Here is a 24,847-nt window from a genome sequence, read left to right on the forward strand (position 1 = left end):
GACGGCCTCGTGACCGACGCGCTCGCCGGCCTCGTCGCCTCGCCGCGCGCCTGGGTCGCCATCGTCGCCATCGGCGTCGTCACCTACGGGATCCGGCTCTCCTTCATCCACCTCTTCGGCCGGATCGACGGGGTCCCGACGCGCGTTCAGCGGCCGCTGCGGTACGTCCCGCCGGCGGTCCTCGCGGCGCTCGTCCTCCCCGACCTGGTGACGCTGGGGCCGTCGGTCGCCGCGACCCTCCTCGACGAGCGGCTGATCGCGGGCGCCGTCGCCGGCGCGGTCGCGTGGCGGACGGAGAACGTGTTCGCGACCATCGCGACCGGAATGGGGGCGCTGTGGCTGTTCCGGTTCGTCGTGTTCGCCTGAGCCGGACGGCGGCGGTCTGCCGCCGTATAGCGCGTCAGTCGAACCGGTCCGATCGCCGCGTCGCAACCGCGAAGGCGACGACGCCGACGAGGAGGGCGACGGCGAGAGCGCGCTCGACGCTCACCAGCCCGCGGACGGACGAGATCGCGTACGAGGCGGCCGCGACGCCGAGAATCGCGTAGCCGACCGCGGCGACGCCGAGCAGCGCGGGGCGCACGCCCGGGTTCTTCCAGAGGCGGAACCGCGTCGCCGCCGCGGCCGCTGCGCCGACGAAGATTCCGACCGGGAGCCCGACGAGCGCGGAGAACTCGATCGTCGCCGCGAGCAGTTCCGTGACGGTGACGGCCGCGAGGAGGAACGCGGTCACGCCGACGCCGAGCGCTGCGACGAGTCGCCAGTTCATACCCGTCCGGTCGCGGCGGGAGGAGATAAACGGTCGCGTCAGCGCTCGCGCTCGGTCGCGCGCTCCCCGGACCGCTCGCGCGTCTCAGCGGCGTCGCGGTCGACGGGGCGGTCGAACCGCGCCTCCTCGCCCCCTCCGACCTCGCGCTCGCGGGCGTCGGCGATCCGCTGGGCGGCGTCGGCGAGCGAGTCGAGCGCGGCGAACAGCCGGTACGAGATATACGGGCCGACCGAGAGCGCGAGGACGACGATGACGCCGAGCAGGATCTGCCCGACGATCACGAGCGAGTACACGAACACGAGGAGACTCACGGCCGCGAGGACGGCACCGATCGGCGTGCGGAGGGCCTCGGACGGCGAGAGCGGGTCGTGCGCCATGGCCGGCGCTACCGGGGGAGATCACTTAAAAACAAGTGGGCGGCGACCGCGTCCGCGACGCGGGCTCGGTCAGTCGTCGGCCGGGGCCGCGGAGTCGCCGGCGGAGACGCCGGTTCCGGGCCCGATGTCGATGCCGAGCTCCTCGAGCTTCTCGTCGGGGACGACGCCGTCGACCCAGTCGCGGGTCTCGTAGTACTCGGCCTTCAGCTTGTCGAGTTCGACGAGTTCCCCCTCGCTGGCGCCCGTGCCGGGGATGGCGTCCGGGTGCCCCTCGATGAACCGGTTCGGCAGCGTGTCGTCCGCGCCGTCGAAGCCGGCGAGGTTGTTGAAGTACCGTTCGAGGTTGTACACGCGCTCGCCGGCCTCGAAGAGGTCGTCCTCCGAGAGGTCGCGGCCGGTCATGCCGTTGTACTGGAGCACGTACTCTTCGATCCCCTCCGCGAACGCGCTGAACTTACAGATGTCGAACGAGTCCGACACCGCGTGTAAGTCCTGGAAGGTGGCGGTGAGCTCGCCTTTGCCCTCCCACTCGTACGGGTCGACCTTCTCCGGGATGCCGAGGATCTCGGCGGCCGGCGTGTACCCGCGCAGGTGGCAGGCGCCGCGGTTGGAGGTCGCGTACGCGATCCCCATGCCCTTCATGCAGCGCGGGTCGTACGCGGCCATCGTCTGGCCCTTGACGGAGAGCTTGTTGCCGTGCGCGTCCTTCGCGTCGGCGACGCGCTCGGGGCCCTCCGCGAGGAGGTCGCCGAGGTCGCTGGAGCGGTGGCCGATCTCCTCGATGAGGTCGATCATCGTCTCGGAGTCGCCCCAGTCGAGGTGGCCGACGCCTTCCAGTTTCCCCTCCTCGCTCATCTCCATCGCCATCGCCATCATGTTGCCGGCCTCGATGGTGTCGATGCCGAGGTCGTTACACCGGTCGAGCATGACCGCGATCTCGTCACGGTCGTCGTGCCCCGAGTTCGGGCCGAGCGCCCACGCGGACTCGTACTCGTACGACTCCATGCGGACGTTCAGGTCCTGCCCCTTGTGGGTCACGTCGACCTCGACCTCCTTCTTACACGCCACCGGACAGGAGTGACAGGTCGGCTCGTCGACGAGGATGTTCTCGCGGACGTTCTCGCCGGAGACGCGCTCGGCCTGCACGTCGACGCCGTCGGCCTCGCTGTACGCCTCCGTCGAGGTGTGTTTCGCGTTCTTCGTCGGGAGCCCGTCCATCTCCTCGGTCGCGTTCATCAGGACGTTCGTCCCGTACATCGAGAGCCCGCCCTCGTTGGGCGCGGTGACGTCGGACTCGCGGATGACCTCCATCGCCTGCTGGTAGCCCTCCTGGAACGTCTCCGGGTCGGCGGGCTTGGGCATGTCGGTGCCCGACTTCACGACGACCGCCTTCACGTTCTTCGAGCCCATCACGGCGCCGGTGCCGCCGCGGCCCGAGGCGCGGTCGTCCTCGTTGATGACGCAGCCGTAGCGCACCTCGTTCTCGCCGCCCTGGCCGATCGCCATCACGGAGACGTCGCGGCCGACCTTCCCGTCGACCTCCTCGCCGAGTTGGTCGATGGTGTCGTGGACGCCCTGGCCCCAGAGGTGGGAGGCGTCGCGTACCTCCACGTCGCCGTCCTCGACGAACAGGTAGACCGGCTCGTCGCTCGCGCCGTCGAGCAGGATGCCGTCGAGCCCGGCCCACTTGAGCCGCGCGCCGGACCAGCCGCCGTGGTGCGAGTCGGTGACGGTCCCCGTCAGCGGGGACTTCGTCACCAGGGCGATCCGACCGCTCATCACGGTCTGGGTGCCCGTGAGCGGGCCCGTCATGAACGCCAGTCGGTTCTCCGGTCCGAGCGGGTCCACGTCGGGACCCTTGTCGAAGACGTACTTGACGCCGAGCCCGCGCGCGCCGATGTACTTCTCCGCGTCGTCGTCGTCGATCCCGCGGTAGCTGACCTCGCCGCCGCCGAGGTCGACCTGTGCCACACGGTCTCTGTAGCCGCCCATTTCAGTCATGTAATGCTCTATCATTATATTAGGACTACACCGTGTTAGGTGTTGATTCGGCGCCGTAACCGGAACCGATTACTATCCGGTCGGGACCGAGATTCGATCGCCGTTCGCTCGAAACGCTCTCGTCCGGCGGTTAAGCCGCGGATTCGGGGCGATGGCGTCGAAACGGGGAGTTAACCCGAACCGGACCGAAACCCGGACCGTGACGAGCGCCGATCCGGACGACGAGCGCGGGAGTCGGCGGGGGGATCGGCGCCGAGCGGCCGGCCGCGGTCCGCGCCGTCCCGCCGTCGCGTTCGCGGCGCTCGTCGTCGTCACGTCGCTCCTCCCGGTACCGGGCGCCGCGTCCGGGGGCGGCCGCCCGGGCGGCGTCCTCCCGGCGTGGATCGGCGTCACCACGGCGTTTCACCTCGTCGGATACGCGGTGCTCGCCGCGCTCGTGACGAGGGATGTCGGGCGCGCACGCCCGGAGCGCGTCCCCGCGGCGGTCCCGATCTGCGTCGGCGTCGCGGTCGCGATCGGCGTCGGGTTCGGCGTCGAACTCGCGCAGGCGCCGGTCCCGTGGCGCTCGTTCGCGTGGACCGACGCCGCGGTCAACGCCGTCGGGGCGGCGATCGGGGCGGCGGTCGCCGCCGTCCTCCGGAAGCCGTCGGCGGCGGGCAGCGGTTGAACCCGTCGGCGGCGACGGCGGGCCGTCACGCCGACCGCTGAGCCACTCGGCGGCGACGACCGGCCGTCACGCCGACCGCTGAGCCGCTCGGCGGCGACGGCGTCAGCGCCCCGGCGGGTCGGCCCGGCCGCGGCCGGGAGCGCCCCGTCCCCGGCGCCGCACGGTCGTCGCCACGTCGGCGTTCAGCCGCGAGCGCTCGAAGTAGACGTGGTCGTACTCGCTCGACTCGTACTCGGCGTAGAGGTCGAGCGGGACCTCGTCGCCGTCGTCCGCGTCTTCGATCGTGTCCGCGAGGTCGCCGTCGTCGACGCGGACGACCAGCGTCTCGTCGCCCTCGCCGAAGGCGACGTGCTCCGCGTCGACGTGGTCGCCGTCGGGCGTCCACACGGCGACGGTGTCCTCGGCGACCGACTGGACGTCGTCGGGCGCGTCGAACTGCGCGACCACCTTCCCGTTCCCGTCGACGGTGACGGCGGCGTCGGAGAGGTCGCGGTCGACGCGCTGCATCCGCCCCTCGACGGTCGGGGCGACGGTGTCGCGCTCTCGCAGGTAGTCGACGACGAGCGTCACGAGCAGCTCGTCGGTCGCCTCCACCACGGGCTTGTCTTCGAGCGGGTAGCCGCTCCCGCCGTTGGCCATGAAGCTGTTGACGGCGACCTCGTAGGTCCCGTCGGGGTCGAGCGGCTCGCCGCCGACGCGCACGTCCCGGATCTGCTCGTCGACGCCCTCGTGGGGGACCCACTCGAAGCGCACGCCGCTGACCTGCTGGGAGACCTCCTCGCCGAGGTCCTGTCCGGTCTCGCTCTCCAGCGTGACGATCTGGCTCTCCAAGGTCTCGACCAGCTCCTCGCCCGTCAGCTCGACCGTGACGAGCGTGTTCGGGAACGGCAGCGTGTTGAAGATGTCACCGCCGGTTATCTCGCCGGGCCCGTACACCGAGTCCGAGCGGATGCCCCCCGAGTTCGTGATCGCGACGTCGGCGTCGGCGCGGTCGCGCATCGCGTCGGTGATCAGGTTCCCGTAGCCGGTCTCGCGGTGGTAGTTCGAGCCGAACGTCGCGTCGAGCGGGGTCTCGGCCTCCACGATCACCTCGTCGAGCCCCACGTCCGCGCGGTAGTCGTTGATGATGCTCGACGCGGTGGGGTCCTTCTCGACGTTCTCGGTAACCTCGATCAGCTGGCCGTCGAACGCGGTCACCTCGCCGCCCTCGATCGTCAGTTCGATCTCGCTGAGGTAGGCCGCTCGGGCTCGCGCCTCCGAGATGATCGACCCGTCGACCTCCTCCGGCGGGTAGAACCGCTCGTCGTCGCCGACGACGATCACGTCGATGTCGTCGGCGGCGTCGGCCTCGGCGAGGTCCTCCGCGTCGTCGATCCCCGTGTGCGCGAGCGCGACGACGGCGTCGACGTCCTCCTCCTCCTTGAGCCGCTTCGCCTCGGCGGGCCCCGTCTCGGTGTAGTCCTCGATCGTGACGCCCTCGGCCTCGAAGTCGATGTTCGTCTTCCCGGTCGTCGCCCCCTCGTCGGCGAGGCCGATGATCCCGACGCTGACGCCGCCGCGATCGACGATCCGTTCCGACTCCGTGCCGTCGAACGCCTCGCCCGTCTCGCTGTCGACGAGGTTGGTCGCCAGCCAGGGGAACTCGGAGTCGGCCGTCACGTTGAAGATGGCATCGAACCCGTAGTCGAACTCGTGGTTCCCGATCACGTCCGCGTCCGGACCGACCTCGTTGAGGACGTCGACCGGCGCGCGCCACTGCGAGATCGGACTGAGCGCGTGCGGCCCCACCTGGTCGCCGCCGCCGACCACGACGACGGGGCCGTCGGCCGCCGCCCGGCGCTGTTCGATAAGCGTCACCAGCCGCGGGAACTTCTTGTCCTCCGCGGCCGCCGTCTGAACGTCGTTGTACGACAGAAGCGTCAGCGTCGTCGACCCGTCGCCGTCCGCGGCCGTCGCCGACCCGGAAACGAGCGACCCGCCGAGCACGATTCCACCCGCTCGCAGCACGTCACGCCGTCCGTAGTCACGGTCTCGTGACATCGATTTATTCCACTTAGCGGCCTATATAAAATCTTTCTATGAAATAGTATATATTTATCAATATCTCTCTTCTTGAGAAGGGCTCGCAACCGGTCGGTCCGGGACCGGCCGCCCGCGGTCGTCGCAGCCGGGTCCCGCGGGCGGTCAACCCCGCGATGACGACACCGCTTTACGCGCTCGCCCGCTTCCCCCGACAATGAGCAAGCCGAGCCCCGACGCGTACGAGCAGGGGCGCGGGATGGACGCGCACAACGCCGTGATGCGCGACATCCGCGCCGAGCGCTCGGAGACGTACGACCCGACGGAGCCGACCCGCGTGTGGATCGACGAGGACAACACGCCCGACGGCGTGGTGAACTCCCTAACGATCATCCTGAACACGGGCGGCTGTCGCTGGGCCCGCGCCGGCGGCTGTACCATGTGCGGCTACGTCGCGGAGTCGGTCGAGGGCGGCAGCGTCGCCCACGAGGACCTGATGACGCAGATCGACGCGTGTCTGGACCACGAGGCCGAGGAGGCGGACGAGCCGGCCGAGCTGATCAAGATCTACACCTCCGGCTCCTTCCTCGACGAGCGCGAGGTGCCGGCCGAGACCCGGCGAGCGATCGCCGAGACGTTCGCGGACCGCGACCGGATCGTCGTCGAGTCGCTGCCCGACTTCGTCGACCGCGAGAAGATCGCCGACTTCGCGGACCACGGCATCGCGACCGACGTGGCCGTCGGGTTGGAGACCGCGACGGACCGGGTGCGCCACGACTGCGTGAACAAGTACTTCGACTTCGCCGACTTCGAGGACGCCTGCGCGGAGGCGGCCGCGGCCGACGGCGAGTTCGACGCGGACGTGGGGATCAAGGCGTACCTCCTGATGAAGCCGCCCTTCCTCGCGGAGCCGGAGGCGGCCGCCGACATGATCGACTCGATCCGCCGCTGCGCCGACGTCGACGGCTGCCACACCGTCTCGATGAACCCCACGAACGTCCAGCGGTACACGATGGTCGACGAGCTGTTCTTCGAGGGGGGCTACCGCCCGCCGTGGCTCTGGTCGGTCGCGCACGTCCTCGAAGCGACTGCCGACGTCGACGCTATCGTCGTCTCGGACCCCGTCGGCCACGGCTCCGACCGCGGCGCGCACAACTGCGGCGAGTGCGACGACCGCGTCCAGACCGCGATCAAGGACTTCGACAAGCGGCAGGACCCGAGCGTCTTCGAGCAGGTGTCCTGCGAGTGCGAGGCCACCTGGGAGTACGTGATGGCGGAAGAGACGAGCTACAACATGCCGCTCGCGCGGTAGGTCGGGGAGCGACGGAGGTTCAGAGCGGTCGGAGTCCGCCCGCCGGCCGAACGTCATCGAACGATGGTGACAGATGTCGATCAGTATTTCTCTGGTTTTAGAAATGATCGATCTGTTATCTCTGAAAGAACGTGACAGACACGCATGTTAATCCCGATCATACTGAACGATCAGGTCGAAAAAGACCCTTATAGCTCCGGGCCCTGATCCGATACATGAACGCAGACGCCAGCGGTTCCCCGCCCTCCCGCGGGAAGTCGGTCCTCTTCTGTCCGGAGTGTCGCTTCGAGAGTCCCCTGTCGAACGGGTGGCTCGTCGTCAGCGACGGCGACGAGCGCACCGTCGTCTGTCCGGAGTGCGGCCACGTCGCCGACCACCGGTCGGAGCGGTCCGCGCCGACGCCGCAGCACGCTGATTAGTCGCGGTCGCACACGCCGATCGCGATCCGCGGTCACTCCTTTTCAGGCGCCCGCTCCGCGAGGACGGGAATCTCCGACAGCTTCTCCGCGTCGAGCGCGTCCCAGTCGACACCGTCCGGTCGCGCGTACGGCGTGTCGGTCCGGACCGTCCGCTCCGGCGTCGCAACGAGGTCGAGGGGCACGTCGTGCGCGTCGGGATCCGGGAGGTCAACGTCGGCGCCGACCGCCGACTCGGGCCCGTCGAGGAGGGAGCACTCGTGGACGGTGGTCGCGACGGTCGTGTCCGAACCGACCGCGTCGAGCTCGCGGAGGACCGCCCACTCCAGGTCGCTGTACCCCTCGCCCTTGCCGATCCGGGCGCCGTCGGTCGTGACCCCGACGGAGCCGGCGACGATCAGGTCAACGTGCGCGACGGCCTCGGGCGCGGTCGGCGCCCCGTACTCGGAGATGCCGGAGACGGTCGTGGCGTCGTCGATCTCCTCGGGCGGGATCTCGGCGGGGTCGAGCCGGAGGAACGGGTCCGGGTCGCGGAGCCGCGGCTGCGCGACGTAGACCGTCTTGCCGGCGCGGAGCGCGGCCCGTCGGACCGGGAGCTGCGGCGCGTCGGGGTTGGCCTTCAGCGTCGCGGCCGAGTCCCACGCCTCGGTTTCCGCGAGCCGCTCCGCCGCCGCGTCGGCGCCGGCGAAGTTGGGGATCCGGTCGTGGGGCGGGAACGGGAACCGCGCCTGGTCGCCCTCGTCGAAGGCGTCCCACACCGCCTCGCGGACGGTCTGTTTGTCCATGCGTCGACCTGTCCGCTCGCGGGCATCAACGTTCCGCCGACGGGTGAGCCGCCCGGATAGTACATGTAGTTGAAGCAAACACTATGTGTGCCTGATGTTTTTCGCACCCATGGACACCGTTTCGGTGACCGAGGGGATCACGTACGGCTTCCGGATCATGATCTACTACGTCGCGGTGGTGATCGTCGGCCAAGTCATCGCCGCCGTCGGCGGCGGGATGGTCGCCGCGGCGACCGAGACCGGCTTCAGACAGGAGCCGAATTTCGGGCTGGCGCTGTTCGGTCTGCTCGTGGGGCTTCTGGGTGCGGTCGTCGTCTTCGCCGGGATCTTCGGTGCGATTTATAAGGTGATCGCCGACGGCGTCGCCAAGGGCCGGTCGATGACGCCGTCGACCGACTGAGGGACGCGGGGGGCGTCGCGGTCCGCTCCGCGACGCGCCTTTTAACCGGTTCAGGCGCGCACGGTCGGGTATGTTCGAAGACCGGCCGGACCGCGACGCCGAGGTCGTCCTCGTGGGGCGCTCGAACGTCGGCAAGTCCACGCTGATGCGCGAGCTGACGGGCCACGACTTCTCGACCGGCGGCAAGCCGGGGGTCACCCGCCAGCCGAACCACTTCGACTGGGCCAGCGAGAGCTTCATGTTCACGGACCTCCCCGGGTTCGGCTTCATGTCCGGCGTCGAGGACGAGCACCGCGAGCAGATCAAAACGGACATCGTGCGCTACTTGGAGGACAACGCCGACTCGATCCTCGCGGGCGTCGTCGTGATGGACGGGAAGGCCGCGGTCGACATCATCGACCGCCACGCCGAGCGCGGGAACATCCCCCACGACGTGGAGATGTTCGGCTTCCTGGAGGACGTGGGCGTCGAACCCATCGTCGCCGTCAACAAGACCGACAAGATCGACGACGTCGACGAGCGGCTCGACGAGATCTGTGATCGGCTCGGGCTGTACCCGCCGTGGCAGCAGTGGTCCGACCGCGTGGCACCGATCTGCGCGAAACGAGGCGACATCGAATCTCTGGAAGAGTGTCTGCGGACCCGGTTCCACGACCACAACCGCGACGACCTGCTGAAGTTCGTTTCATAAGTGGTGGTGTATAAGGGGGAAGTCGATTGCTCCGTGGATGCGGTCGTCGATTTATAAATAGTCGACTGTGGATCGATGGCGGACACCTCCAAAGCCCCAGGCGCTCGCTTATAAATGGTCGCCTGTGGATCGTCGGCGAACACCGCCAAAGCCCCAGCCGCTCGTTTATAAATAGCTAACCGCGGATCGACAGCGAACACCGCCAAAGCCCCAGCCGCTCGTTTATAAATAGCTAACCGCGGATCGACAGCGAACACCGCCAAAGCCCCAGCCGCGAGGCGGCCGCACGCTCGCTGCGCTCCTCAGTCGTTCGCTCCGCTCACTCCTTGCGGTGCTTGCGTCGCCAGCGGCCGCCTCGCGGCTGCCCCTTTGAGTCCCACCCCGCACCGCCCCGCACAGCACCTCACGCCTCCCCAGCATCGTCAGTCGCACGGTGCTCCTCGCGCCCGAGGGGCGCTCGGAGGCGCGCGCCGCCGCCAATTGTTTATAAATAGTCGACCCAATAACCGATTGAACTCCCGTCGGTTTAGAACTCGAAGCCGACCGCGTCGCGGCTCGGCCGGAGCGGGCTCTTCGGGTACGGGGGCTCGGTGTCGGGGTCGTTGTAGGCCCGCGGCGCCACGTCGTTCGGCCCGTCCGGGTAACAGAGCGCGGCGAGCGTCTGGATCGCCGTGCGGCCGCTCGCGAGCTCGAACTGGCCGCCGCCGTACAGTTCGATCCCGTTCCGCTCGCAGTAGGCGATCGTCTCGAACAGCGATTCGAGGGTGCCGAACCGCGAGGGCTTGATATTACACCAGCCCGGCTCGACCGGGAGGGATTCGAGGCTCTCGACGCCGTCGATCGGGTAGTCGAACGAGAGGCGGTCCGCCTGCGGCTGAACGAGCGCGCCCGTCGCGGGCGTGAACGCCGGGTCCTCGACGACGGCGGCCGGGAACGCCGCGAACACGTCGCGGTAGAGCTCCGGGTCGGGCTCGACGTCGACGTCGGTCCCCTCGTACCACCCCTTCAGGTCGAGGACGCGCACGGCGTCGGTCTTCCGGAGGGTCTCGAATGCTTCCTCGGGCCACTCCGGCGTGGGGTCGAGCTTGAACTCCAGGTCGGGATTGTGCGCGAGCAGTTCCTCGACGCGGTCGGTCGAGGGCGGATCCCCGAGCCGCGTCGAGACGACGAAGCGGACCGGCTCGGGGTCGACGCCGAGCCGCTCACCCAGCGACTCCTCCCGCTGTCGGAGCGCTAAGTCGAGCGCCGCGCTCTCGACCGCCCACCGGCGGTAGTTGCGCGAAGCCTCGCTCTCCGGGGGAGTTCCGTGAAAGAGGTCGATCTCTTCGAGCCGGTCCGACAGCTCGTCGATCGTCCACTCCCCCTCGATGTCGATCGGATCGGCCTCGGCGAGCGCGTCGTGGTCGGCGGTCTCGTAGGTCACGTCCTCGCCGCGGCCGACGAGGCCGTCGCCGGAGAGCCGATACTCCGTGGTCGTGCGCTCGAACCCGCTCGTCGTGTCGGCGACGTGTCGCCGGCGAGCGACCGACTCGATGGTCACCGACAGGTCCGCGATCCGCTCGTAGTGGCTCATGGCCGATCCGACGCCGCCCGATCACTTAAATCGGTGAGCGCGATCGCGGCGCCGTCCGATCACGCCTCGGAGTCGCTCGCTCGGTTCCGGAGCGTCGCGATCCGCGTGCCGAGCGCCCAGAACAGCGGGACGACGGTGAGCGCGACCGCGCCAGCGGCCGCGACCTGGAGAACGGTCGTGGTGAACCACGGCGCGCCGTCGGCGTACGGCAGCGAGGTGTGGGTGACCTCGCCGATCACGGGCACGAAGTAGTCCATCAGCAGGTCGACCGTGTACCACGCGGTCGCGATCGCCACCGCCCGCAGCGGGAAGTCGGTGATCCGGTGGAGGACGAACGCTTGAACCACCATTCCGAGGTGGCTCACGAAGAGGAACGCGTACAGCGCCGGGCCGTTGAGCGCGAGGAACTCCGGCCAGAAGACGACGAGGACGTACGGCGTCCACAGTCCAAGCTTGACGTTCCCGAAGAACGCGAGCGCGGCGAGCGTGTCGCTCGACCGGCCGAGCGCCCACGCGCCGAGCGCGAGCGCGATGAGCAGCGTCGCGCCCGGGCTGTCCGGGATGAAGACCCACATCTCGGTCGGGAGCTCCTGAAACTGGAACCGGTAGTACCAGAAGCCGAACGCGGTGCCGACGAGGTTGATCGCGATAATGACCCACGCGAACCGGAAGGCGACGTCCTCCAGTCGTTTCGGGAGCGGCGCGACCCACCGCGGGAGCGACTCGCGGTCCGGCGGGTCGCGTCCGAGCGCGCCGACGATGTCCATACCGCGGGCTCGGACCGGGCGGGCAAAGCCGTGGCGGTCGCGGCGGACGCAGCCGACGCGAACGACTGGGGTCGCGAGCGCGGCCCGGATCCCCGTTAGACCCCGGCCGCGACGAAAAGGGCTATGGGCGCCCGGCGGAAAGGCGGGGGTATGCGCCCGCGAACGCTGCTCGCGCTGCTGCTCGTCGTCCCCCTCGTGGACGCGCTGTTTTTGATCGTGGTCGCGACGCGGCTCGGGTGGGCCATGACGGTCGCCCTCGTCGTGTTGACGGCCGTCCTCGGGATGCTCCTGTTACGCGCCGAGGGGCGCGCGACCCTCGCGCGAATCCAGCGCAAGGCGGCGCAGGGGACGCCCCCGACCGACGAGCTGCTCGACGGCGGGCTGCTCATCGCCGCGGGCGCGTTCCTGCTCACGCCGGGGCTCGTCACCGACGCGGTCGGGTTCCTGCTCGCGCTCCCGCTCTCTCGGGTCCCCATCCGCGTGGCCCTGAAGAAGTACGTCGTCGTCCCGTACATCGAGCGCGAGACGGACGGCTTCCTCTCCGGGAACGTGTACATCGGCGGCTTCCCGAACGACGGCGAGGGCGGCTTCACGATGGGCGGCGGGAGTGGCTTCCCCGGCGGTGGTCCCGGTGGCGCCTCCGGAAACGGTCCCGACGGGTTCGACGGCGGCGACAGCTCCGACCCCGACGGGGGCACCGGCGGGAACGCGGACGCCGGCGGCGCGTCGGCGGACGACGACGTCGTCGACGTGGATTTCACCGTCGAAGAGGAGGAGCGGAAGGGAACCGACTGACTGCGCGGGCATCGTGAGTCCCCGTGAAACCGCCACACTGCGGCCGGCTTCCGAAAGGAAACCCTTAAAATCCTACCCGCGCAACGACTGAATGCGCTCGCCTGGGCCAATAGCTCAGTCAGGTTGAGCGCTCGGCTGATAACCGGGAGGTCCACGGTTCAAATCCGTGTTGGCCCACCTTGATTCAACTCGGGCTCCGCCCGAGTAAATTGGTGGGCTGGGACTCCCCAGCCACCCAATTTCGTCGTTTTAACCCGCTAGAGGCACTGCTACCGCGTCTTGTCCGAGAAAAGTCACGCCGATAGGCACCGCTCTCCCCCGATCTTCGTTAGTCGACCGAGGTCCTGGCTCGTTCGCCCGTGGCCAGTCATTTGTACGCCGCACGTGAGAGGGGGGTATGGAGCAGTTGACGTGTTACGACTGCGGGGAGACGTACGCGTTCGGGGACGCGGCGCGCTGTCGCTGCGGCGAGCCGCTTTGGTTCGAGACCGACGCCGCGGCGTTCGACTGGCCCGACGCGAGCGAACCCACGGAGAACGGCGCCTCGCTCGGACGAGACACCCTCTGGCGATACGAGTCCGTACTCCCCGCGGCGCGGCCGAACGGGCTCGCCGCCGCCGCGGGCGGAACGCCGCTGTTTCGCGCGCCGTCGATCGAACCGGCGGACGGCCCGCGGATCCACCTCAAGGTCGAGGGCGTCAACCCGACGGGGAGCTTCAAGGACCGCGGGACCGCGGTCGGCATCGGTCGGACCAACGGCCCGGTCGGAACGGTCTCGCACGGGAACATGGCGCTGAGCGTCGCCGCCCACGCGGCCGCGGCGGACCGGGAAGCGGTCATCCTCGTGGCCGAGGACACGCCCGACTCGCGGCTCGCGATGATCGCCCAACACGACCCGCACTTGTTCCGGGTCCGCGGCGACTACGGGCGACTCTACGACGACACCCTCGACGGCGACCTCGGCGTCGCGTTCCTCAACTCGGACGCCCCGCTTCGGGTGGCCGGCCAGAAGACGGTCGCGTACGAGATCTGCGAGGCGTTCGCGCCCGACGCCCCCGACGCGATCGTCCTGCCGGTCAGCAGCGGCGGGCAGGCGAGCGGGGTCTGGAAGGCGCTCCGCGAGCTGAACGCCGCGGGACTGCTCTCGGCGGTGCCGCGGATCTACCTCGCGCAGGCCGCGCGCTGTGACCCGATCGCGCGGGCGTACCGACGCGGCGCGTCGCGCGTCGAGGCCGTCGAGGGCGAGCCGACGGCGGCCGTCTCGATCAACAACGCCGACCCGCCGAGCGGGAACCGAGCGCTGGCCGCCGTCTCGGAGACGGACGGCGCCGTCGTCTCCGTCGACGAGGAGACGATGCTGGCCGAGACGGAGCGCCTCGCGGCCGACGCCGGGGTCTCCGTCGAGCCGTCCTGCGCCGTGGCCACGGCCGCCGTCCGGGAGCTCGCCGCGTCCGGCGAGCTCGGCTCCGACGACGACGTCGCCGTGATACTGACCGGATCGGGGTACAAGTACGGGGGCGCAGACGTCGACGCCGCGTCGGTTCGGGAGGTCGACCGGGCGGACGTCCCCGACGCGGTCCGCGACGCGGTGTCGTGACCCGTCGGTGAGCTGGTGGCCGATCGGAAGAGCGGCGGTCGGTTATCGGTCCGCGCGGTTCTCGCCGGCGCGCCGGCCCCTCAGTCGGTCGCTACCGGCTCGTCTTTGTGTCGGAGAGATGCCGTCCGTTCGCCCGGTTCGCGCCATTGACCCAGAACGCCGGGGTGTCGCTCCCGGTCACGCGGGCGAGCAGCAGCGCCCGGACGGGCGTAGCGTCGAGGTCGTGGTCGACGAGCGTGACCTCCGGTCACCGATGCTCGTCGATCCACTCGCACCACGCGTGGAAATCGTCGGCGCCGTACTGGTCGGCGATCGACTGGAGCGTCCCGGTCGGTATCTCGTCTTCCGACGCCATCGGTACCGTCACGACTCGAACCTCGTCCGTGTCCGGCAATTCGTATCGCATCTTCAGGTGGCTTCCGACCCGACCGACGCGCTCGTAGCCGAAGTCGTGAAGCACAGACGCGATCTCGCGCCCGGAGAAGTTCGTCCGGACCATTCACTCCATGAAGTCGGGAAGCTCCTCGTCACCGGGTTCCGAGTCTTCGAGACCCCACTCTTCGAGGTCCTCCTCGGTGACGGGCTCGCCGCCGCCTTCATGGAGTTCGATCGCCTCCGCGAGCATCCGGAGTGCTTCGGCCTTCGTGTCGCCGAAGGAGGCGACACCGGTCTCGATGTCCTTGGCGGTTATCGAGCCGTCGTCCCCGTGGATGAACTCGACGCCCTCTCCGTCGTGGGCGTCGCGCGTCGCACTCGCCATACCCGTCTTTCGGGGACCGCTCGAATAAGCGTTCTGTCGGTGAGTCCAGTTCACGCCTGAAGGCACTCCGAGACGGCACCGGGATCGCGGTTCGCGAGGCCTTCCAGAAACGCCCTCGCGAACAGACGAGGCGAACAGCTCGGGCACCATTGGTCGGGACACCGCCGTGTCGGGACGGTCGTTGCCGGAGACGCCCGCTATCGGTCCTCCGGTCGGTCGGCGGCGTCGTATCGCCGGACCAGCGCGCCGACGTACCAGAACTTCAGCGCCATCGCGAGCGTTCCGGCGAGGGCGGCCCGGAGGGGTTGACGGCGGTACGCGGCGACGAACGCGTACACCGAGACGGGGACGTTGAGCAGGTTGAGCCAGTTCGGGTACGTGCGATCGAAGACGCCCGCCTTCCGTTCGCGCGTCCACCACCGTTCGGCCAGCACCACGCGGGTCATCCAGGCGTCGTCGTCGTCCGGCGGGGAGAACAGAATGGGATTCAAGAGGGTGAACAGGAGCGCGGCGCCCGCGAGTCGCGGCTTCCGGTGATAGACGGCGAAGAGGAGCGCCGGCAGCAGGACCGTGCGACTCCAGCCGCTCTTCGGATTGGAGTGGCGGCGCCAGAACCGCGCTTCGAAGTCGTCCGGCAGGGTGGGGGCCATGCGTGAGCGTTTCTCCGAGCGAGCAAATAGTTTCGTCCGAGTCAGAGATGTTGACACATAGGCGGTGATTTCACGAATGAACCGAGCCACGCAGTGGATTCACTCAATCAACTCTCCCCAGTAAATATCTCCAACTCGGTCTGATCGTGGTCGTACTTCGCCATCACCCGCTTGATCCTCCGGACGCAGTCGTTTGCGGAGAACATACAATTACACTAGATTGAACAGCTATTCCAACTGGAAATCAGCACTCTCTGTCATTTTATCGAGTTTGGTTCTGTGAAACATAAATGACAAAAACATTCCTACTCCAATGATGAGAGCGATAGCTGACAACCAGTAGGACGCAGTCGAGACAGCATCAAACCATGTGCTATCAAGTGATGCTTGCTGAAACCCGACAGGCAGAATGGAGAGTACAACTCCTGGGACAAAGGCATAGTAGCAGCCATCTCTGGAGAGCCGACATCTACGATACACCTTCGGAGGTTCGTAATAGTCAGTAAGAGCCTGGCGGAGATCGGGCAAATCGTCAGATGGAGTGATGCTATCTGCGAGAGCAATGGTTGCTTGATTTGTCTCTGTTAGTTCCTCAACAGATCCGTCCTCCCCATTCTGTATGAATTCGTTTACATCAGCAACAATTGGTCCGAGAGCATTTGTGACATCGGCAATTCGGTTTTCTTTGACATCGGGAATCTTATTATAATATTGCTCCCGGGGATTTTCCATCCCAAAAGTCACAAGCGCTGCTAAGCCATTGAATCCCGCTAGCAATATCGTAGTCGAGGCCGAAACCGCCATTCGTTACTATGCGACTCGATCTGTTATCTCGGAATTGTTAGTCATATCTGGATATTTCCGGTATACGTAGGAGAGCAGACTTCCCAGAGGCCGGTCAGCCTGCTCATATCTAACCCATCTGAGCAATTCCTGCTTCTGTGGATCAAGAGATTCGAATAACTCATGGCCCTTTTTATGCCCTGCTGAAGTGAGTGCATATCTAGGCTCCTCACGAGGCAACGAATGGTTTCCTGATGATGTTTTGTCGACTAATGATTTGTCCTGAAGCTCTTCCAAGGCTTCGTAAACACCTTGATCGAACGGTCCGTATTTGTATGCTCTAAAATCGAATCCAATCTCCAGATTAAATTCCTCTTCCATCTTTCGATGGACAAGGAAAGCAGCTTTCATGATTCGAGTACGTCCGAACATAGGTTCAGGGTCGCCATCTGGACCGGGCGTGTACATAAGCCGGAGTATCCACTTGGCCCTATCAGAAAGGTCAACGTCGACTCGCCTTGTATTAGCGTATCGTTCGCTCATTTTGACCACCCGCCGGGTGGCGGCATCTTATGTTTGATTTAGTCCCATCGCCTCAAGGACTGTCTGTCTTACAAGCGGAATATATCTTTCAACTGTTATAGCTTTGATGGTGATGTCTGACGAGTGTCAGAGCCGTTGGAATACGTACTCTTCTATCAAATACAACAGAACTGGGAGGTAAACCCCTGTCTTACAGAAAGAAGATACAACAGCAGATATGTGTTTATTGCTGCCCTGTCAGACGTGCGTCTGACATGGTACACCGACACCACGCGAAGCCTGAAACCCCCGTCCGAAACGCGGCATCGATACTGAGTGACGAGTACCCGGCAGCGCTCGCGACGCTCGTCCGCGCCGACCACGAGAACCACAACGTCGCCCGGACCACGCTCCGCGAGTTCCGGATCCCGAACCACCGAATATTTTTACCAGTCAACAGCCACCGACAAACGCCCTCAAACCATGCTCGACGAAATAGTCGAACCCGTCTTCGACGTCATTCTGGAACTGGTCCCCACGATCATCCTGAAAATCCTCCTCCTGCTCGCCGGCCTCGTGGCGGTGGCGGTCGGCGTCCCGCTGCTCGCCGACTCGCCGCTCCTCGGCGGCGCGCTGACCGTCCTCGGCGCCGTGGTGGTGCTCGGGGTCCTCGCCAGCTGGGCCCTGTAATCCGACGCCTCCCTCGACATCGCAAGGGCGAGCGGCCGCGGCTCGTTTCGGAATAATTGAACGAATCGAGGCCGGGAATTTATACCGCAGTTCACCGTGCGGCGGGGTATGGACATGTTCGAAGACGGCGGGACCTGTTCGAACGGCCACTACTTCGCGTCCGCGGGACGCACCGGCGGTGGCACCTACTACTGCCCGCGGTGCAACGCGAAGAACGTCTCGCCGGGCGCCGAGGGGATCCGGAACGGCGGCCGCTGCCTGAAGGGCCACTACTTCGCCGCGCCGACCGAGATCGGGAACGGGACATACGCGTGCCCGGCCTGCGAGTCGGTCGACCTCGACCCGGTCGCGGACGCGTTCGACGACGGCGGCGTCTGCGAGCACGGCCACGAGTTCCGCGTTCCCGACCGGAGCGACGACGGCGTCTACCGCTGTCGCGAGTGCGGCACCCTCGACGTCGAACCGAACTGACCGCTCGCCGGGCGCGGCGAGCAATCTTTCTGCCGGCGGTGCGGCGACCCCCGCCCCCACTACGTTTAACCGCTCAGCGCGAGTCGGTACCAACGATCATGAAGAAGCTGATCAACGACCCGGACGACGTCGTCGACGAGATGCTCGACGGGATGACCGCGGCGCATCCCGACCGCCTGCGGCGGCTGCCGGACACGCAGGTGCTCGTGCGCGACGACGCGCCGGTCGACGACAAGGTGGCGCTGGTGACCGGGGGCGGCAGCGGCCACGAGCCGACCCACGCGGGGTACATCGGCGACGGCATGCTCGACGGGGCGGCCGCGGGCGACGTGTTCTCCTCGCCGACCGCCGACGAGTTCGAGGAACTCATCGGCGCCTGCGACGCGGGCGACGGCGTCCTCGCGATCGTCAAGAACTACGAGGGCGACGTGATGAACTTCGAGACCGCCATCGAGCTCGCGGAGATGGAGGGCGTCGAGGTCGAGAGCGTCGTGGTGAACGACGACGTGGCCGTCGAGGACTCGCTGTACACCTCCGGGCGCCGGGGCGTCTGCGGGACGATCCTCGTCCACAAGGCGGCGGGCGCGAAGGCCGCACAGGGCGCCGACCTCTCGGAGGTCAAGCGCGTCGCGGAGAAGGTGGTCGACAACGTCGGCACGATGGGCACCGCGCTCACCTCCTGCGTCACCCCCGAGAAGGGCGAGCCAACCTTCGACCTCGGCGACGACGAGATCGAGCTCGGCATCGGGATCCACGGCGAGCCGGGCACCGAGCGCACCGAGGCGATGCCCGCGGACGAGGTGACCGAACACCTCGCCGAGGCGGTCCTCGACGACCTCGACCTCGACGAGGGGCAGGAGGTGCTCACGGTCGTCAACGGGATGGGCGCCACGCCGCAGATGGAGCTGTTCGTCCTCAACCGCCGGCTGCAGGAGCTGCTCGGCGAGCGCGGCCTGGAGACGTACGACGCGTGGGTCGGCGACTACATGACGTCGCTGGACATGGCCGGCGCGTCGATCACGGTGTGCGCGGTCGACGACGAACTGAAGGAGCTGTTCGACGCGCCGGCCGACACCCCGGCGCTGACCGTCAAATGAGCGACAACGGTGCGACGACCGACGGTGACCGAGCGGCCGACGACGGCGCAGCGGTCGTCGCGGCCGTCGAGGCGATCTCCGAGCGTATCGAGAACGAGCGGGACCACCTCACCCAGCTCGACTCCGCCATCGGCGACGCCGACCACGGCGGGAACATGGCGCGCGGCTGGGCCGAGGCGGCCGAGGCCGCGCGCGACCTCGACGACCCGGACGCCGAGACCGTCGCGAAGACGGTCGGCAAGACGCTGATGGCCGAGGTCGGCGGCGCCTCCGGACCGCTGTTCGGCGGGTCGCTCGTGTTCGCGGCGGGCGAGCTCGACGAGGGGATCACCCCCGAGACCGCGGTCGCGTTCGCGGAGACCTACCTGGAGAAGGTGGAGGACCGCGGTGACGCGCGCGTCGGCGACCAGACGATGGTCGACGCGCTGACCCCCGCGGTCCACACATTCAAGAAGTCGATCGAGGTCGACGACCTCCCGCCGGTCGAGGCGCTCGCGAAGGCGGTCGACGCCGCGGAGCGCGGCGTCGCGTTCACCGTCCCGATCCGCGCGCGGAAGGGCCGCGCCTCCTACCTCGGCTGGCGCTCGGTCGGCCACCAGGACCCGGGGGCAACCAGCACCTTGTTCATCCTCGAAGAGGTCCTCGATGTCGCCGCGAACCGGGTCGGCGTCGACGTCCCCGAGACGGACGCCTCGTCGCCGACGATCCCGGACGAGGATCCGGACGAGGCGGCCGACGACGGCTCCGCGGCGGCCTCGGAGGACGACTGATGGTCGGGATCGTCGTCGTCTCGCACAGCGAGCGCGCCGCGGAGGGGATCGCGGAGGTCGCCGCCGAGATGGCCGGCGACACCCGCATCGAGCCGGTCGGCGGCGACGGGAAGGGCGGGATCGGCACCGTCCCCGACGCCATCGAGGACGCCATCGACGCCGCGGCCGGGGAGGGGAGTGACGCCGCCGACGCGGACGGCGTCGTCGTCCTCGTCGACCTCGGCAGCGCGGTGATGAACGCGGACGTCGCCGTCGAACTGAGCGAGGCGGAGGCGGTAATCGCCGACGCCCCCGTCCTCGAGGGCGCGGTCAACGCGGCGGTCGCGGCCACCGACCCGTCGGCCACGGTCGAGTCCGTCCGCGAGCAGGCGGAGGCGGCCCGCGACATCGAGAAGCTGTAAGACGGACCGGCTCGTCGCCGCCCCGCTCTCGCTCCGATGCGGTCTACGCCGCGCGGTCGTCGAGGCCAAGCACGTCCAGCACCTCGCTCCGCGTCTCGCAGGCGACCGCGTCGGCCGCGAGCGACGCCGCGGCGTCGGCATCGACCCCGCGGATCCGCCGTTTCACGTCCGGGACCGTCACCGCGCTCATGCTGAGCTCGTCGAAGCCCAGCCCGACGAGCAGCTCCGTCAGCGCCGGATCGCCGGCCATCTCGCCGCACATCCCGACCCAGGCGTCGGTCCCCTCGACGGCCGCGGTCGTGTGGTCGAGCGCGCGCAGCACCGCCGGGTGGAGCGGGTCGTGGTACTCGGCGACCGCGTCGTTCCCGCGGTCGGCCGCCATCACGTACTGCGAGAGGTCGTTCGTCCCGACGCTCAGGAAGTCGAGGCGGTCGGCGAGCGCGTCCGCGAGGAATGCCGCCGCCGGCGTCTCGACCATCGCGCCCAGCTCGGGGACCGCGTGGGCGACGCCCTCGTCGGTGAGGTCGGCGGCGACCGAGTCGACGGCGTCGACCGCGCGCTCGACTTCCTCGACCCGCGTCACGAGCGGGAACATCACGGCCAGCCCGTCGCCCGCCTCGGTCGCGGCGGCCCGGAGCAGCGCCCGGAGCTGCGTCTCGAAGAGGTCCGCGTGCTCGTCGAGCGACAGCCGGATCCCCCGCCGCCCGAGGAACGGGTTCTCCTCGTCCGGGAGGTCGAGGTAGGGGACCGGCTTGTCGCCGCCGACGTCGAGTGTGCGTACGACGACCCGGTCCTTGGGGTCGTCGAACGCCGACAGGGCGGCCGTCACGGCCTCGTACTGCTCGTCCTCGCTCGGCGGCGCCTCGCGGTCGACGAAGAGGAACTCGGTGCGGAACAGCCCGATCCCGTCGGCGCCGCGCTCGGCGGCCGGCCCCAGCTCGGCCTCGCCACCGACGTTGGCCGCGACCTCGACGGGTCGGCCGTCCGCGGTCTCGACGCGCTCCCGGATCGCGTCCGGACCGCCCTCTCGGACCGCCTCGCGCCGTTCCTCGTCGGGGTCGACGACGACCTCGCCGGCCTCGCCGTCGACGAGGACCGTCTCCCCGTCCGCGACCGATTCGAGGTCCGCGCCGACGCCGACGACCGCGGGGATCGCGAGCGAACGAGCGATGATCGCGGCGTGAGAGGTGCGACCCCCTTCGATCGTCGCGATCCCGCCGACCGCGTCGGGGTCGAGCGCGGCGGTGTCGCTCGGCGTGAGCCGCTCCGCGAGCAGTATCGTCCCGTCAGGCAGGGCCGAGAGGTCGGTCGCGGCCGCTCCGCCGTCGCCGCCGTCCGCGCCGAGGAGCGTGCGGAGCAGTCGGTCGCGCACGTCGCGCAGGTCGTCGGCGCGCTCGGCCATCCGGCCCTCCATCCCCTCGAACTGCGAGACCGCCTCGTCGAACCGGTCCGCGACGGCGTGCGCCGCGGGCGTCCCGCCGCGGACCGCGGCCTCCACGTCCTCGACTATCGTCGGGTCGTCGAGGAACCCCTCGTGGGCCTCGAACACCGCGGCCTCCTCCTCGCCCACGCGCTCCGCGGTCCGGTCGCGGGCCTCGCGCAGGGCCTCGCGCACGTCGTCCCGGGCCGCCTCGTAGCGATCCAGTTCCGCGTCGACGTCGACCGAGTCGGGATCCGGGCGGTCGGGGAGCGTCAGGTCGGCGTCCGGGCGGTACCAGCGCGCCGTCCCGACCCCCGCACGCGGCGTGCTGCCGACGCCGTCGAGCGTCCTCACGGCGCGTCCCCCGCCTCGTCGCCGCCGTCGGTCTCGCCCGCGTCGCCGCCGTCGGTCTCGGCCCCCTCGTCCGCCTCCCCCTCCGGCGCCTCCTCGACCGGGCTCGCGAGGAGGTCGCAGACCGCGTCCAGCGCGGCCTCGGCGTCGGGCCCCTCGGCGACCACGCGGACCGACTCGCCGTGCTCGACGTTCAGCCCGCTGACGGAGAGCATGCTGTCGGCGCGGACGAGGCCGTCGTCGCCGTCGTTGTCGCGGCCGATCGACACGTCGGCGTCGAATCGGTTCGCCGTCTGTACCAGCTTCGAGGCGGGCCGCGCGTGGAGGCCGGCCTCGGGTTCGACCGTGACGGTCCGTTCCATGGGATCGGGTTGGACTCCGGCGGGTAATAGCTGATCGGAGTCGCCGGAGGTCGGGGAGGGCCGGGCCGACTACGGCGCCGCCCCGACTACGGCGCCGCCTGCTTCGTCGAGACCAGTTCGATCACGTCGCGGTGGGAGAGTTCGCGGTCGGTGCCGACCTGCCGCCCGCTCCGGCAGTCGGTGCCGTGGAGCAGCCCCTCGCCGATGTCGGAGTGGATGTGGTACGCGAAGTCTTCCGTCGTCGACCCCTCGGGGAGGATGAAGCAGTCGCGGAAGACGCCCTTCTCGTCTTTGCTCCCGTTCGCGGAGCCGGGGAAGACGGCGATACAGCCCAGCACGTCGAAGATGGCCGCTTCGAGCGCGCCCTGGACGCCGGTCCCGTCGTACTCGTCGACGAACTCGCCGATCTGGTCGAGGCCGGCCTTTTGTTCGCCGGAGACGTCGCCGACGACGTCGAAGCCGCTCTCGCCGGGCGTGTAGTCGACGACGCCGGCCTCGTCCGCGTTTTTGAGGGCCTTCTCCGCGTGGGCGCTGGAGGGGACGAAGGATAGGTGGTCGTAGTCGGGGTCGGTCGTTATCTCCTCCCAGTTCGCCTGCGCCTCGGGGGTGTCCATCTTGTTGGCGGCGACGACCATCGGCTTCGTCCGCTTGCGGATCTCGCGGGCCAGCTCGATCCGGTCCGTCTCGTCCCACGTCTCCGGATCGAGTTCGAGCCCCTCGGCGAGGATGACGCGCTTCATCCGGTCCTTGTCGATGCCGAACGCGGACATCTGGTCGGCGAGCTCCGCCTCGATAGCGGCGTCCGCGCCGTGGTACCGAGTCTCGAACTTCTCGAGCCCTTTCTCCAACACGTCGAGGTACCACGCGTCCAGCTCCTCCTCTAAGAAGTCGATGTCCTCGCGCGGGTCGTGGCCCTCGGTCGCCTCCCCCTCGATGTCGGTCTCCCCCGAGAAGTCGACGACGTGGATCAGCACGTCGGTCTCGTTGAGGTCGGTGAGGAACTGGTTGCCGAGCCCGCGGCCCTCGTGGGCGCCCGGGACCAGCCCGGCGACGTCGACGAGCTTCACGGGGACGAACCGCGTCCCCTCGCGGCAGACGCCGACGCTCGGCGTACACGTCTCGTCGAACTCGGGGGCGGCGCAGTCGACGCGGACGTACGCCTCGCCGACGGTCGGGTCGATGGTGGTGAACGGGTACGCGCCCTCCGGCACGTCGTTCATGGTCGCGGCGTTGAAGAACGTCGACTTCCCCACCGAGGGCTTGCCGACGAGACCGATCCGGTAGCTCATTACCACCAGTGCGCGATCCGCGGTAAAAAGCGATGCGAGACGCGCCGTGGCGTGGGGAGCGGTGACGAGGAGCGGGGCGAGTTTCCGGCCGCGCCGGTCAGGCGTCGCCGTCGGACTGCCCGGGCTCGCCGAGCGCCTCGATCGGGAGGACGTTCTGGAGCGCGGCGTACGCGTCGGCCGCGCTCGCGAACGTCTCCTGGTCGACGTCCGCGAGCAGGTCGCCGAGGTCGGCGTCGCCGTCGGCGAACAGCACCGTCGTGCCCGCGAACGACTCGGCGAGCGCCTCGCGGTCGGCGGGGTACTCGCGCGCTTCGAGCGTCGGTTCGAGCCGGGAGAGGTTGATCTCGTCGGTCATACCGTCCCGTCGGCGGGACGAGGCATAAACGCGCGCCCTGGTACCGCTTCGACGGATACCGGCGAGGAACCAGCAAAAACTGTAAAGAGTTATCCGCTGTCGGTGACACGTCATATGTGAACATGCCCCTATACGACCGAATCCTGGTTCCGACCGACGGCTCCTCGGAGGGGGAGCTGGCGGTGTGCCACGCGCTCGACCTCGCCGCGGTCCACGGGGCGTCGGTCCGCGCCATCTACGTGGTCGACACCGCGCGGTACGCCGGGATGCCGATGGAGACGACCTGGGAGGGCGTCGGCGACCTGCTGTACGACGACGCGGAGGCGGCGCTCGAAACGGTGGAAGAGCTGGCCGCGGACCGCGACGTCGACGTCGAGACCGCCGTCGTCGAGGGGTCGCCGAGCCGCGAGATCGTCACTCACGCCGAGGAGACGGACTCGGACCTCGTCGTGATGGGAACCCACGGGCGCGGCGGGATCGACCGGCTGCTCCTCGGCAGCGTCGCGGAGAAGGTCGTCCGCGGTTCGTCGGTCCCGGTGTTGACCGTCCGGATCGGCGACGGGGAGGAGCCGCCGAGCGCCGCCGAATCGGAGAGCGCGACCGACTCGGCGAACACGAGCGGCTCCGCGGGCGGCGAGGAGTCCGCGACCGCGAGCGGGACGAGCGCGGGCGAGACGGGCGCCGCCGGGACCGACGCGGACGGCTCGGTCTCCGACGCGACGGAAACCGGGTAGGCGGACGCAGCGGCCGGCGCCTC

General features: G+C 68.6%; 29 protein-coding genes, 1 tRNA gene and 1 pseudogene. 15 read left to right on the forward strand and 16 right to left on the reverse strand.

The features are described 5' to 3' along the window. Positions 1 to 9: 9 nt before the first annotated feature. The gene (locus tag AC4NMM_RS03770) at positions 10 to 366 is read left to right on the forward strand and encodes an AzlD domain-containing protein (protein ID WP_096392910.1); all 357 of its coding nucleotides are present in this window, start codon (positions 10 to 12) and stop codon (positions 364 to 366) included. A gap of 34 nt (positions 367 to 400) precedes the next feature. Here AC4NMM_RS03770 and AC4NMM_RS03775 read toward each other — a convergent pair whose 3' ends face one another. The 3 genes from AC4NMM_RS03775 to AC4NMM_RS03785 all read right to left on the reverse strand — a co-directional run bounded on the left by AC4NMM_RS03775 (position 401) and on the right by AC4NMM_RS03785 (position 3,147). Then, a complete protein-coding gene (locus AC4NMM_RS03775; protein WP_096392909.1) occupies positions 401 to 769 on the reverse strand; it encodes a DUF8147 domain-containing protein in 369 nt (122 codons plus the stop codon). Positions 770 to 807: 38 nt separating this feature from the next. Next, positions 808 to 1,146: a DUF8066 domain-containing protein gene (locus AC4NMM_RS03780; protein ID WP_491923572.1), complete on the reverse strand. Its 339-nt coding sequence runs from the start codon at positions 1,144 to 1,146 to the stop codon at positions 808 to 810. 69 nt (positions 1,147 to 1,215) lie between these two features. Then, on the reverse strand, positions 1,216 to 3,147 hold the full coding sequence (locus tag AC4NMM_RS03785) for an aldehyde ferredoxin oxidoreductase family protein (protein ID WP_096392907.1): 1,932 nt from the start codon (positions 3,145 to 3,147) through the stop codon (positions 1,216 to 1,218). A 199-nt stretch (positions 3,148 to 3,346) separates the two neighbouring features. Between AC4NMM_RS03785 and AC4NMM_RS03790 the strand changes: the two genes are divergently transcribed. Further along, complete coding sequence (locus AC4NMM_RS03790) at positions 3,347 to 3,814, forward strand: VanZ family protein (RefSeq protein ID WP_491923573.1); 468 nt, start codon at positions 3,347 to 3,349, stop codon at positions 3,812 to 3,814. A gap of 102 nt (positions 3,815 to 3,916) precedes the next feature. On the opposite strand, the gene AC4NMM_RS03795 is transcribed toward AC4NMM_RS03790, so the two are convergent. Continuing rightward, positions 3,917 to 5,821, reverse strand: coding sequence for a bifunctional metallophosphatase/5'-nucleotidase (locus AC4NMM_RS03795; RefSeq protein ID WP_491923606.1), 1,905 nt, complete (start codon positions 5,819 to 5,821; stop codon positions 3,917 to 3,919). Between the two features lie 229 nt (positions 5,822 to 6,050). On the opposite strand from AC4NMM_RS03795, the gene AC4NMM_RS03800 reads away from it, so the two are divergent. Both AC4NMM_RS03800 and AC4NMM_RS03805 read left to right on the forward strand, forming a co-directional pair. Continuing rightward, complete coding sequence (locus tag AC4NMM_RS03800; RefSeq protein ID WP_096392905.1) at positions 6,051 to 7,145, forward strand: archaeosine biosynthesis radical SAM protein RaSEA; 1,095 nt, start codon at positions 6,051 to 6,053, stop codon at positions 7,143 to 7,145. A gap of 215 nt (positions 7,146 to 7,360) precedes the next feature. After that, positions 7,361 to 7,564, forward strand: coding sequence for a DUF8106 domain-containing protein (locus AC4NMM_RS03805; protein WP_096392904.1), 204 nt, complete (start codon positions 7,361 to 7,363; stop codon positions 7,562 to 7,564). Positions 7,565 to 7,596: 32 nt separating this feature from the next. Here AC4NMM_RS03805 and AC4NMM_RS03810 read toward each other — a convergent pair whose 3' ends face one another. Next, positions 7,597 to 8,346, reverse strand: coding sequence for a 5-formyltetrahydrofolate cyclo-ligase (locus tag AC4NMM_RS03810; RefSeq protein ID WP_491923574.1), 750 nt, complete (start codon positions 8,344 to 8,346; stop codon positions 7,597 to 7,599). Between the two features lie 109 nt (positions 8,347 to 8,455). Here AC4NMM_RS03810 and AC4NMM_RS03815 point away from each other — a divergent pair, with 109 nt between their 5' ends. Then, positions 8,456 to 8,746, forward strand: coding sequence for a hypothetical protein (locus AC4NMM_RS03815; protein ID WP_096392902.1), 291 nt, complete (start codon positions 8,456 to 8,458; stop codon positions 8,744 to 8,746). A gap of 70 nt (positions 8,747 to 8,816) precedes the next feature. Continuing rightward, positions 8,817 to 9,437, forward strand: coding sequence for a GTP-binding protein EngB (gene engB, locus AC4NMM_RS03820; RefSeq protein ID WP_096392901.1), 621 nt, complete (start codon positions 8,817 to 8,819; stop codon positions 9,435 to 9,437). A 526-nt stretch (positions 9,438 to 9,963) separates the two neighbouring features. Here engB and AC4NMM_RS03825 read toward each other — a convergent pair. Then, on the reverse strand, positions 9,964 to 11,010 hold the full coding sequence (locus AC4NMM_RS03825; RefSeq protein WP_096392900.1) for an enolase-like domain-containing protein: 1,047 nt from the start codon (positions 11,008 to 11,010) through the stop codon (positions 9,964 to 9,966). A 59-nt stretch (positions 11,011 to 11,069) separates the two neighbouring features. Continuing rightward, positions 11,070 to 11,777: a DUF1405 domain-containing protein gene (locus tag AC4NMM_RS03830; protein ID WP_096392899.1), complete on the reverse strand. Its 708-nt coding sequence runs from the start codon at positions 11,775 to 11,777 to the stop codon at positions 11,070 to 11,072. A gap of 150 nt (positions 11,778 to 11,927) precedes the next feature. Between AC4NMM_RS03830 and AC4NMM_RS03835 the strand changes: the two genes are divergently transcribed. From AC4NMM_RS03835 to AC4NMM_RS03845, 3 genes are all read left to right on the forward strand, one after another. Next, positions 11,928 to 12,572, forward strand: a complete 645-nt coding sequence (locus AC4NMM_RS03835; RefSeq protein ID WP_096392898.1) for an FxsA family protein — start codon at positions 11,928 to 11,930, stop codon at positions 12,570 to 12,572. A 103-nt stretch (positions 12,573 to 12,675) separates the two neighbouring features. Then, a tRNA-Ile gene (locus tag AC4NMM_RS03840) sits at positions 12,676 to 12,749 on the forward strand. A 220-nt stretch (positions 12,750 to 12,969) separates the two neighbouring features. After that, positions 12,970 to 14,169 (forward strand): threonine synthase, encoded by a 1,200-nt coding sequence (locus tag AC4NMM_RS03845; protein ID WP_491923575.1) that lies wholly within the window; start codon positions 12,970 to 12,972, stop codon positions 14,167 to 14,169. Positions 14,170 to 14,416: 247 nt separating this feature from the next. Here AC4NMM_RS03845 and AC4NMM_RS03850 read toward each other — a convergent pair whose 3' ends face one another. The 5 genes from AC4NMM_RS03850 to AC4NMM_RS03870 form a co-directional block, all read right to left on the reverse strand. Next, on the reverse strand, positions 14,417 to 14,668 hold the full coding sequence (locus AC4NMM_RS03850) for a type II toxin-antitoxin system HicA family toxin (RefSeq protein ID WP_491923576.1): 252 nt from the start codon (positions 14,666 to 14,668) through the stop codon (positions 14,417 to 14,419). Continuing rightward, a complete protein-coding gene (locus AC4NMM_RS03855) occupies positions 14,669 to 14,929 on the reverse strand; it encodes a type II toxin-antitoxin system HicB family antitoxin (RefSeq protein WP_096392895.1) in 261 nt (86 codons plus the stop codon). A gap of 197 nt (positions 14,930 to 15,126) precedes the next feature. After that, positions 15,127 to 15,579, reverse strand: coding sequence for a DUF6653 family protein (locus AC4NMM_RS03860; RefSeq protein WP_491923577.1), 453 nt, complete (start codon positions 15,577 to 15,579; stop codon positions 15,127 to 15,129). Between the two features lie 228 nt (positions 15,580 to 15,807). Beyond that, a complete protein-coding gene (locus tag AC4NMM_RS03865) occupies positions 15,808 to 16,383 on the reverse strand; it encodes a hypothetical protein (RefSeq protein ID WP_491923578.1) in 576 nt (191 codons plus the stop codon). Positions 16,384 to 16,389: 6 nt separating this feature from the next. Further along, positions 16,390 to 16,743, reverse strand: a complete 354-nt coding sequence (locus AC4NMM_RS03870) for a hypothetical protein (RefSeq protein ID WP_491923579.1) — start codon at positions 16,741 to 16,743, stop codon at positions 16,390 to 16,392. A 624-nt stretch (positions 16,744 to 17,367) separates the two neighbouring features. On the opposite strand from AC4NMM_RS03870, the gene AC4NMM_RS03875 reads away from it, so the two are divergent. The 5 genes from AC4NMM_RS03875 (at position 17,368) to dhaM (ending at position 20,313) form a co-directional block, all read left to right on the forward strand. Beyond that, positions 17,368 to 17,574 carry a hypothetical protein gene (locus tag AC4NMM_RS03875; RefSeq protein WP_491923580.1) on the forward strand — a complete coding sequence of 69 codons (207 nt, stop codon included), beginning with the start codon at positions 17,368 to 17,370 and terminating at the stop codon, positions 17,572 to 17,574. Positions 17,575 to 17,682: 108 nt separating this feature from the next. After that, positions 17,683 to 18,045 carry a hypothetical protein gene (locus AC4NMM_RS03880; RefSeq protein ID WP_491923581.1) on the forward strand — a complete coding sequence of 121 codons (363 nt, stop codon included), beginning with the start codon at positions 17,683 to 17,685 and terminating at the stop codon, positions 18,043 to 18,045. Between the two features lie 98 nt (positions 18,046 to 18,143). Beyond that, a complete protein-coding gene (gene dhaK / locus AC4NMM_RS03885; protein ID WP_491923582.1) occupies positions 18,144 to 19,142 on the forward strand; it encodes a dihydroxyacetone kinase subunit DhaK in 999 nt (332 codons plus the stop codon). Continuing rightward, on the forward strand, positions 19,139 to 19,912 hold the full coding sequence (gene dhaL, locus AC4NMM_RS03890; RefSeq protein WP_491923583.1) for a dihydroxyacetone kinase subunit DhaL: 774 nt from the start codon (positions 19,139 to 19,141) through the stop codon (positions 19,910 to 19,912). Before dhaK ends, dhaL begins: the two co-directional genes overlap by 4 nt. After that, entirely contained in the window at positions 19,912 to 20,313 is a 402-nt protein-coding gene (dhaM, locus tag AC4NMM_RS03895) for a dihydroxyacetone kinase phosphoryl donor subunit DhaM (protein ID WP_096392887.1), read from the forward strand. The genes dhaL and dhaM overlap by 1 nt, the downstream gene beginning before the upstream one ends. 43 nt (positions 20,314 to 20,356) lie before the next feature. Here the strand turns inward: dhaM and ptsP are convergent, their stop codons facing one another. The 4 genes and pseudogenes from ptsP to AC4NMM_RS03915 all read right to left on the reverse strand — a co-directional run bounded on the left by ptsP (position 20,357) and on the right by AC4NMM_RS03915 (position 24,090). Further along, positions 20,357 to 22,087: a phosphoenolpyruvate--protein phosphotransferase gene (gene ptsP / locus AC4NMM_RS03900; RefSeq protein WP_491923584.1), complete on the reverse strand. Its 1,731-nt coding sequence runs from the start codon at positions 22,085 to 22,087 to the stop codon at positions 20,357 to 20,359. A 98-nt stretch (positions 22,088 to 22,185) separates the two neighbouring features. Beyond that, positions 22,186 to 22,446 (reverse strand): annotated as a pseudogene (locus AC4NMM_RS03905) (HPr family phosphocarrier protein); the annotation flags it as partial. 86 nt (positions 22,447 to 22,532) lie between these two features. Continuing rightward, entirely contained in the window at positions 22,533 to 23,735 is a 1,203-nt protein-coding gene (locus AC4NMM_RS03910) for a redox-regulated ATPase YchF (protein WP_491923585.1), read from the reverse strand. A 97-nt stretch (positions 23,736 to 23,832) separates the two neighbouring features. After that, positions 23,833 to 24,090, reverse strand: coding sequence for a DUF5789 family protein (locus AC4NMM_RS03915; RefSeq protein ID WP_096392884.1), 258 nt, complete (start codon positions 24,088 to 24,090; stop codon positions 23,833 to 23,835). 122 nt (positions 24,091 to 24,212) lie between these two features. Here AC4NMM_RS03915 and AC4NMM_RS03920 point away from each other — a divergent pair, with 122 nt between their 5' ends. After that, the gene (locus AC4NMM_RS03920) at positions 24,213 to 24,824 is read left to right on the forward strand and encodes a universal stress protein (RefSeq protein WP_491923586.1); all 612 of its coding nucleotides are present in this window, start codon (positions 24,213 to 24,215) and stop codon (positions 24,822 to 24,824) included. Positions 24,825 to 24,847 lie beyond the last annotated feature (23 nt).

Source organism: Halorubrum sp. SD41, from assembly GCF_058630335.1.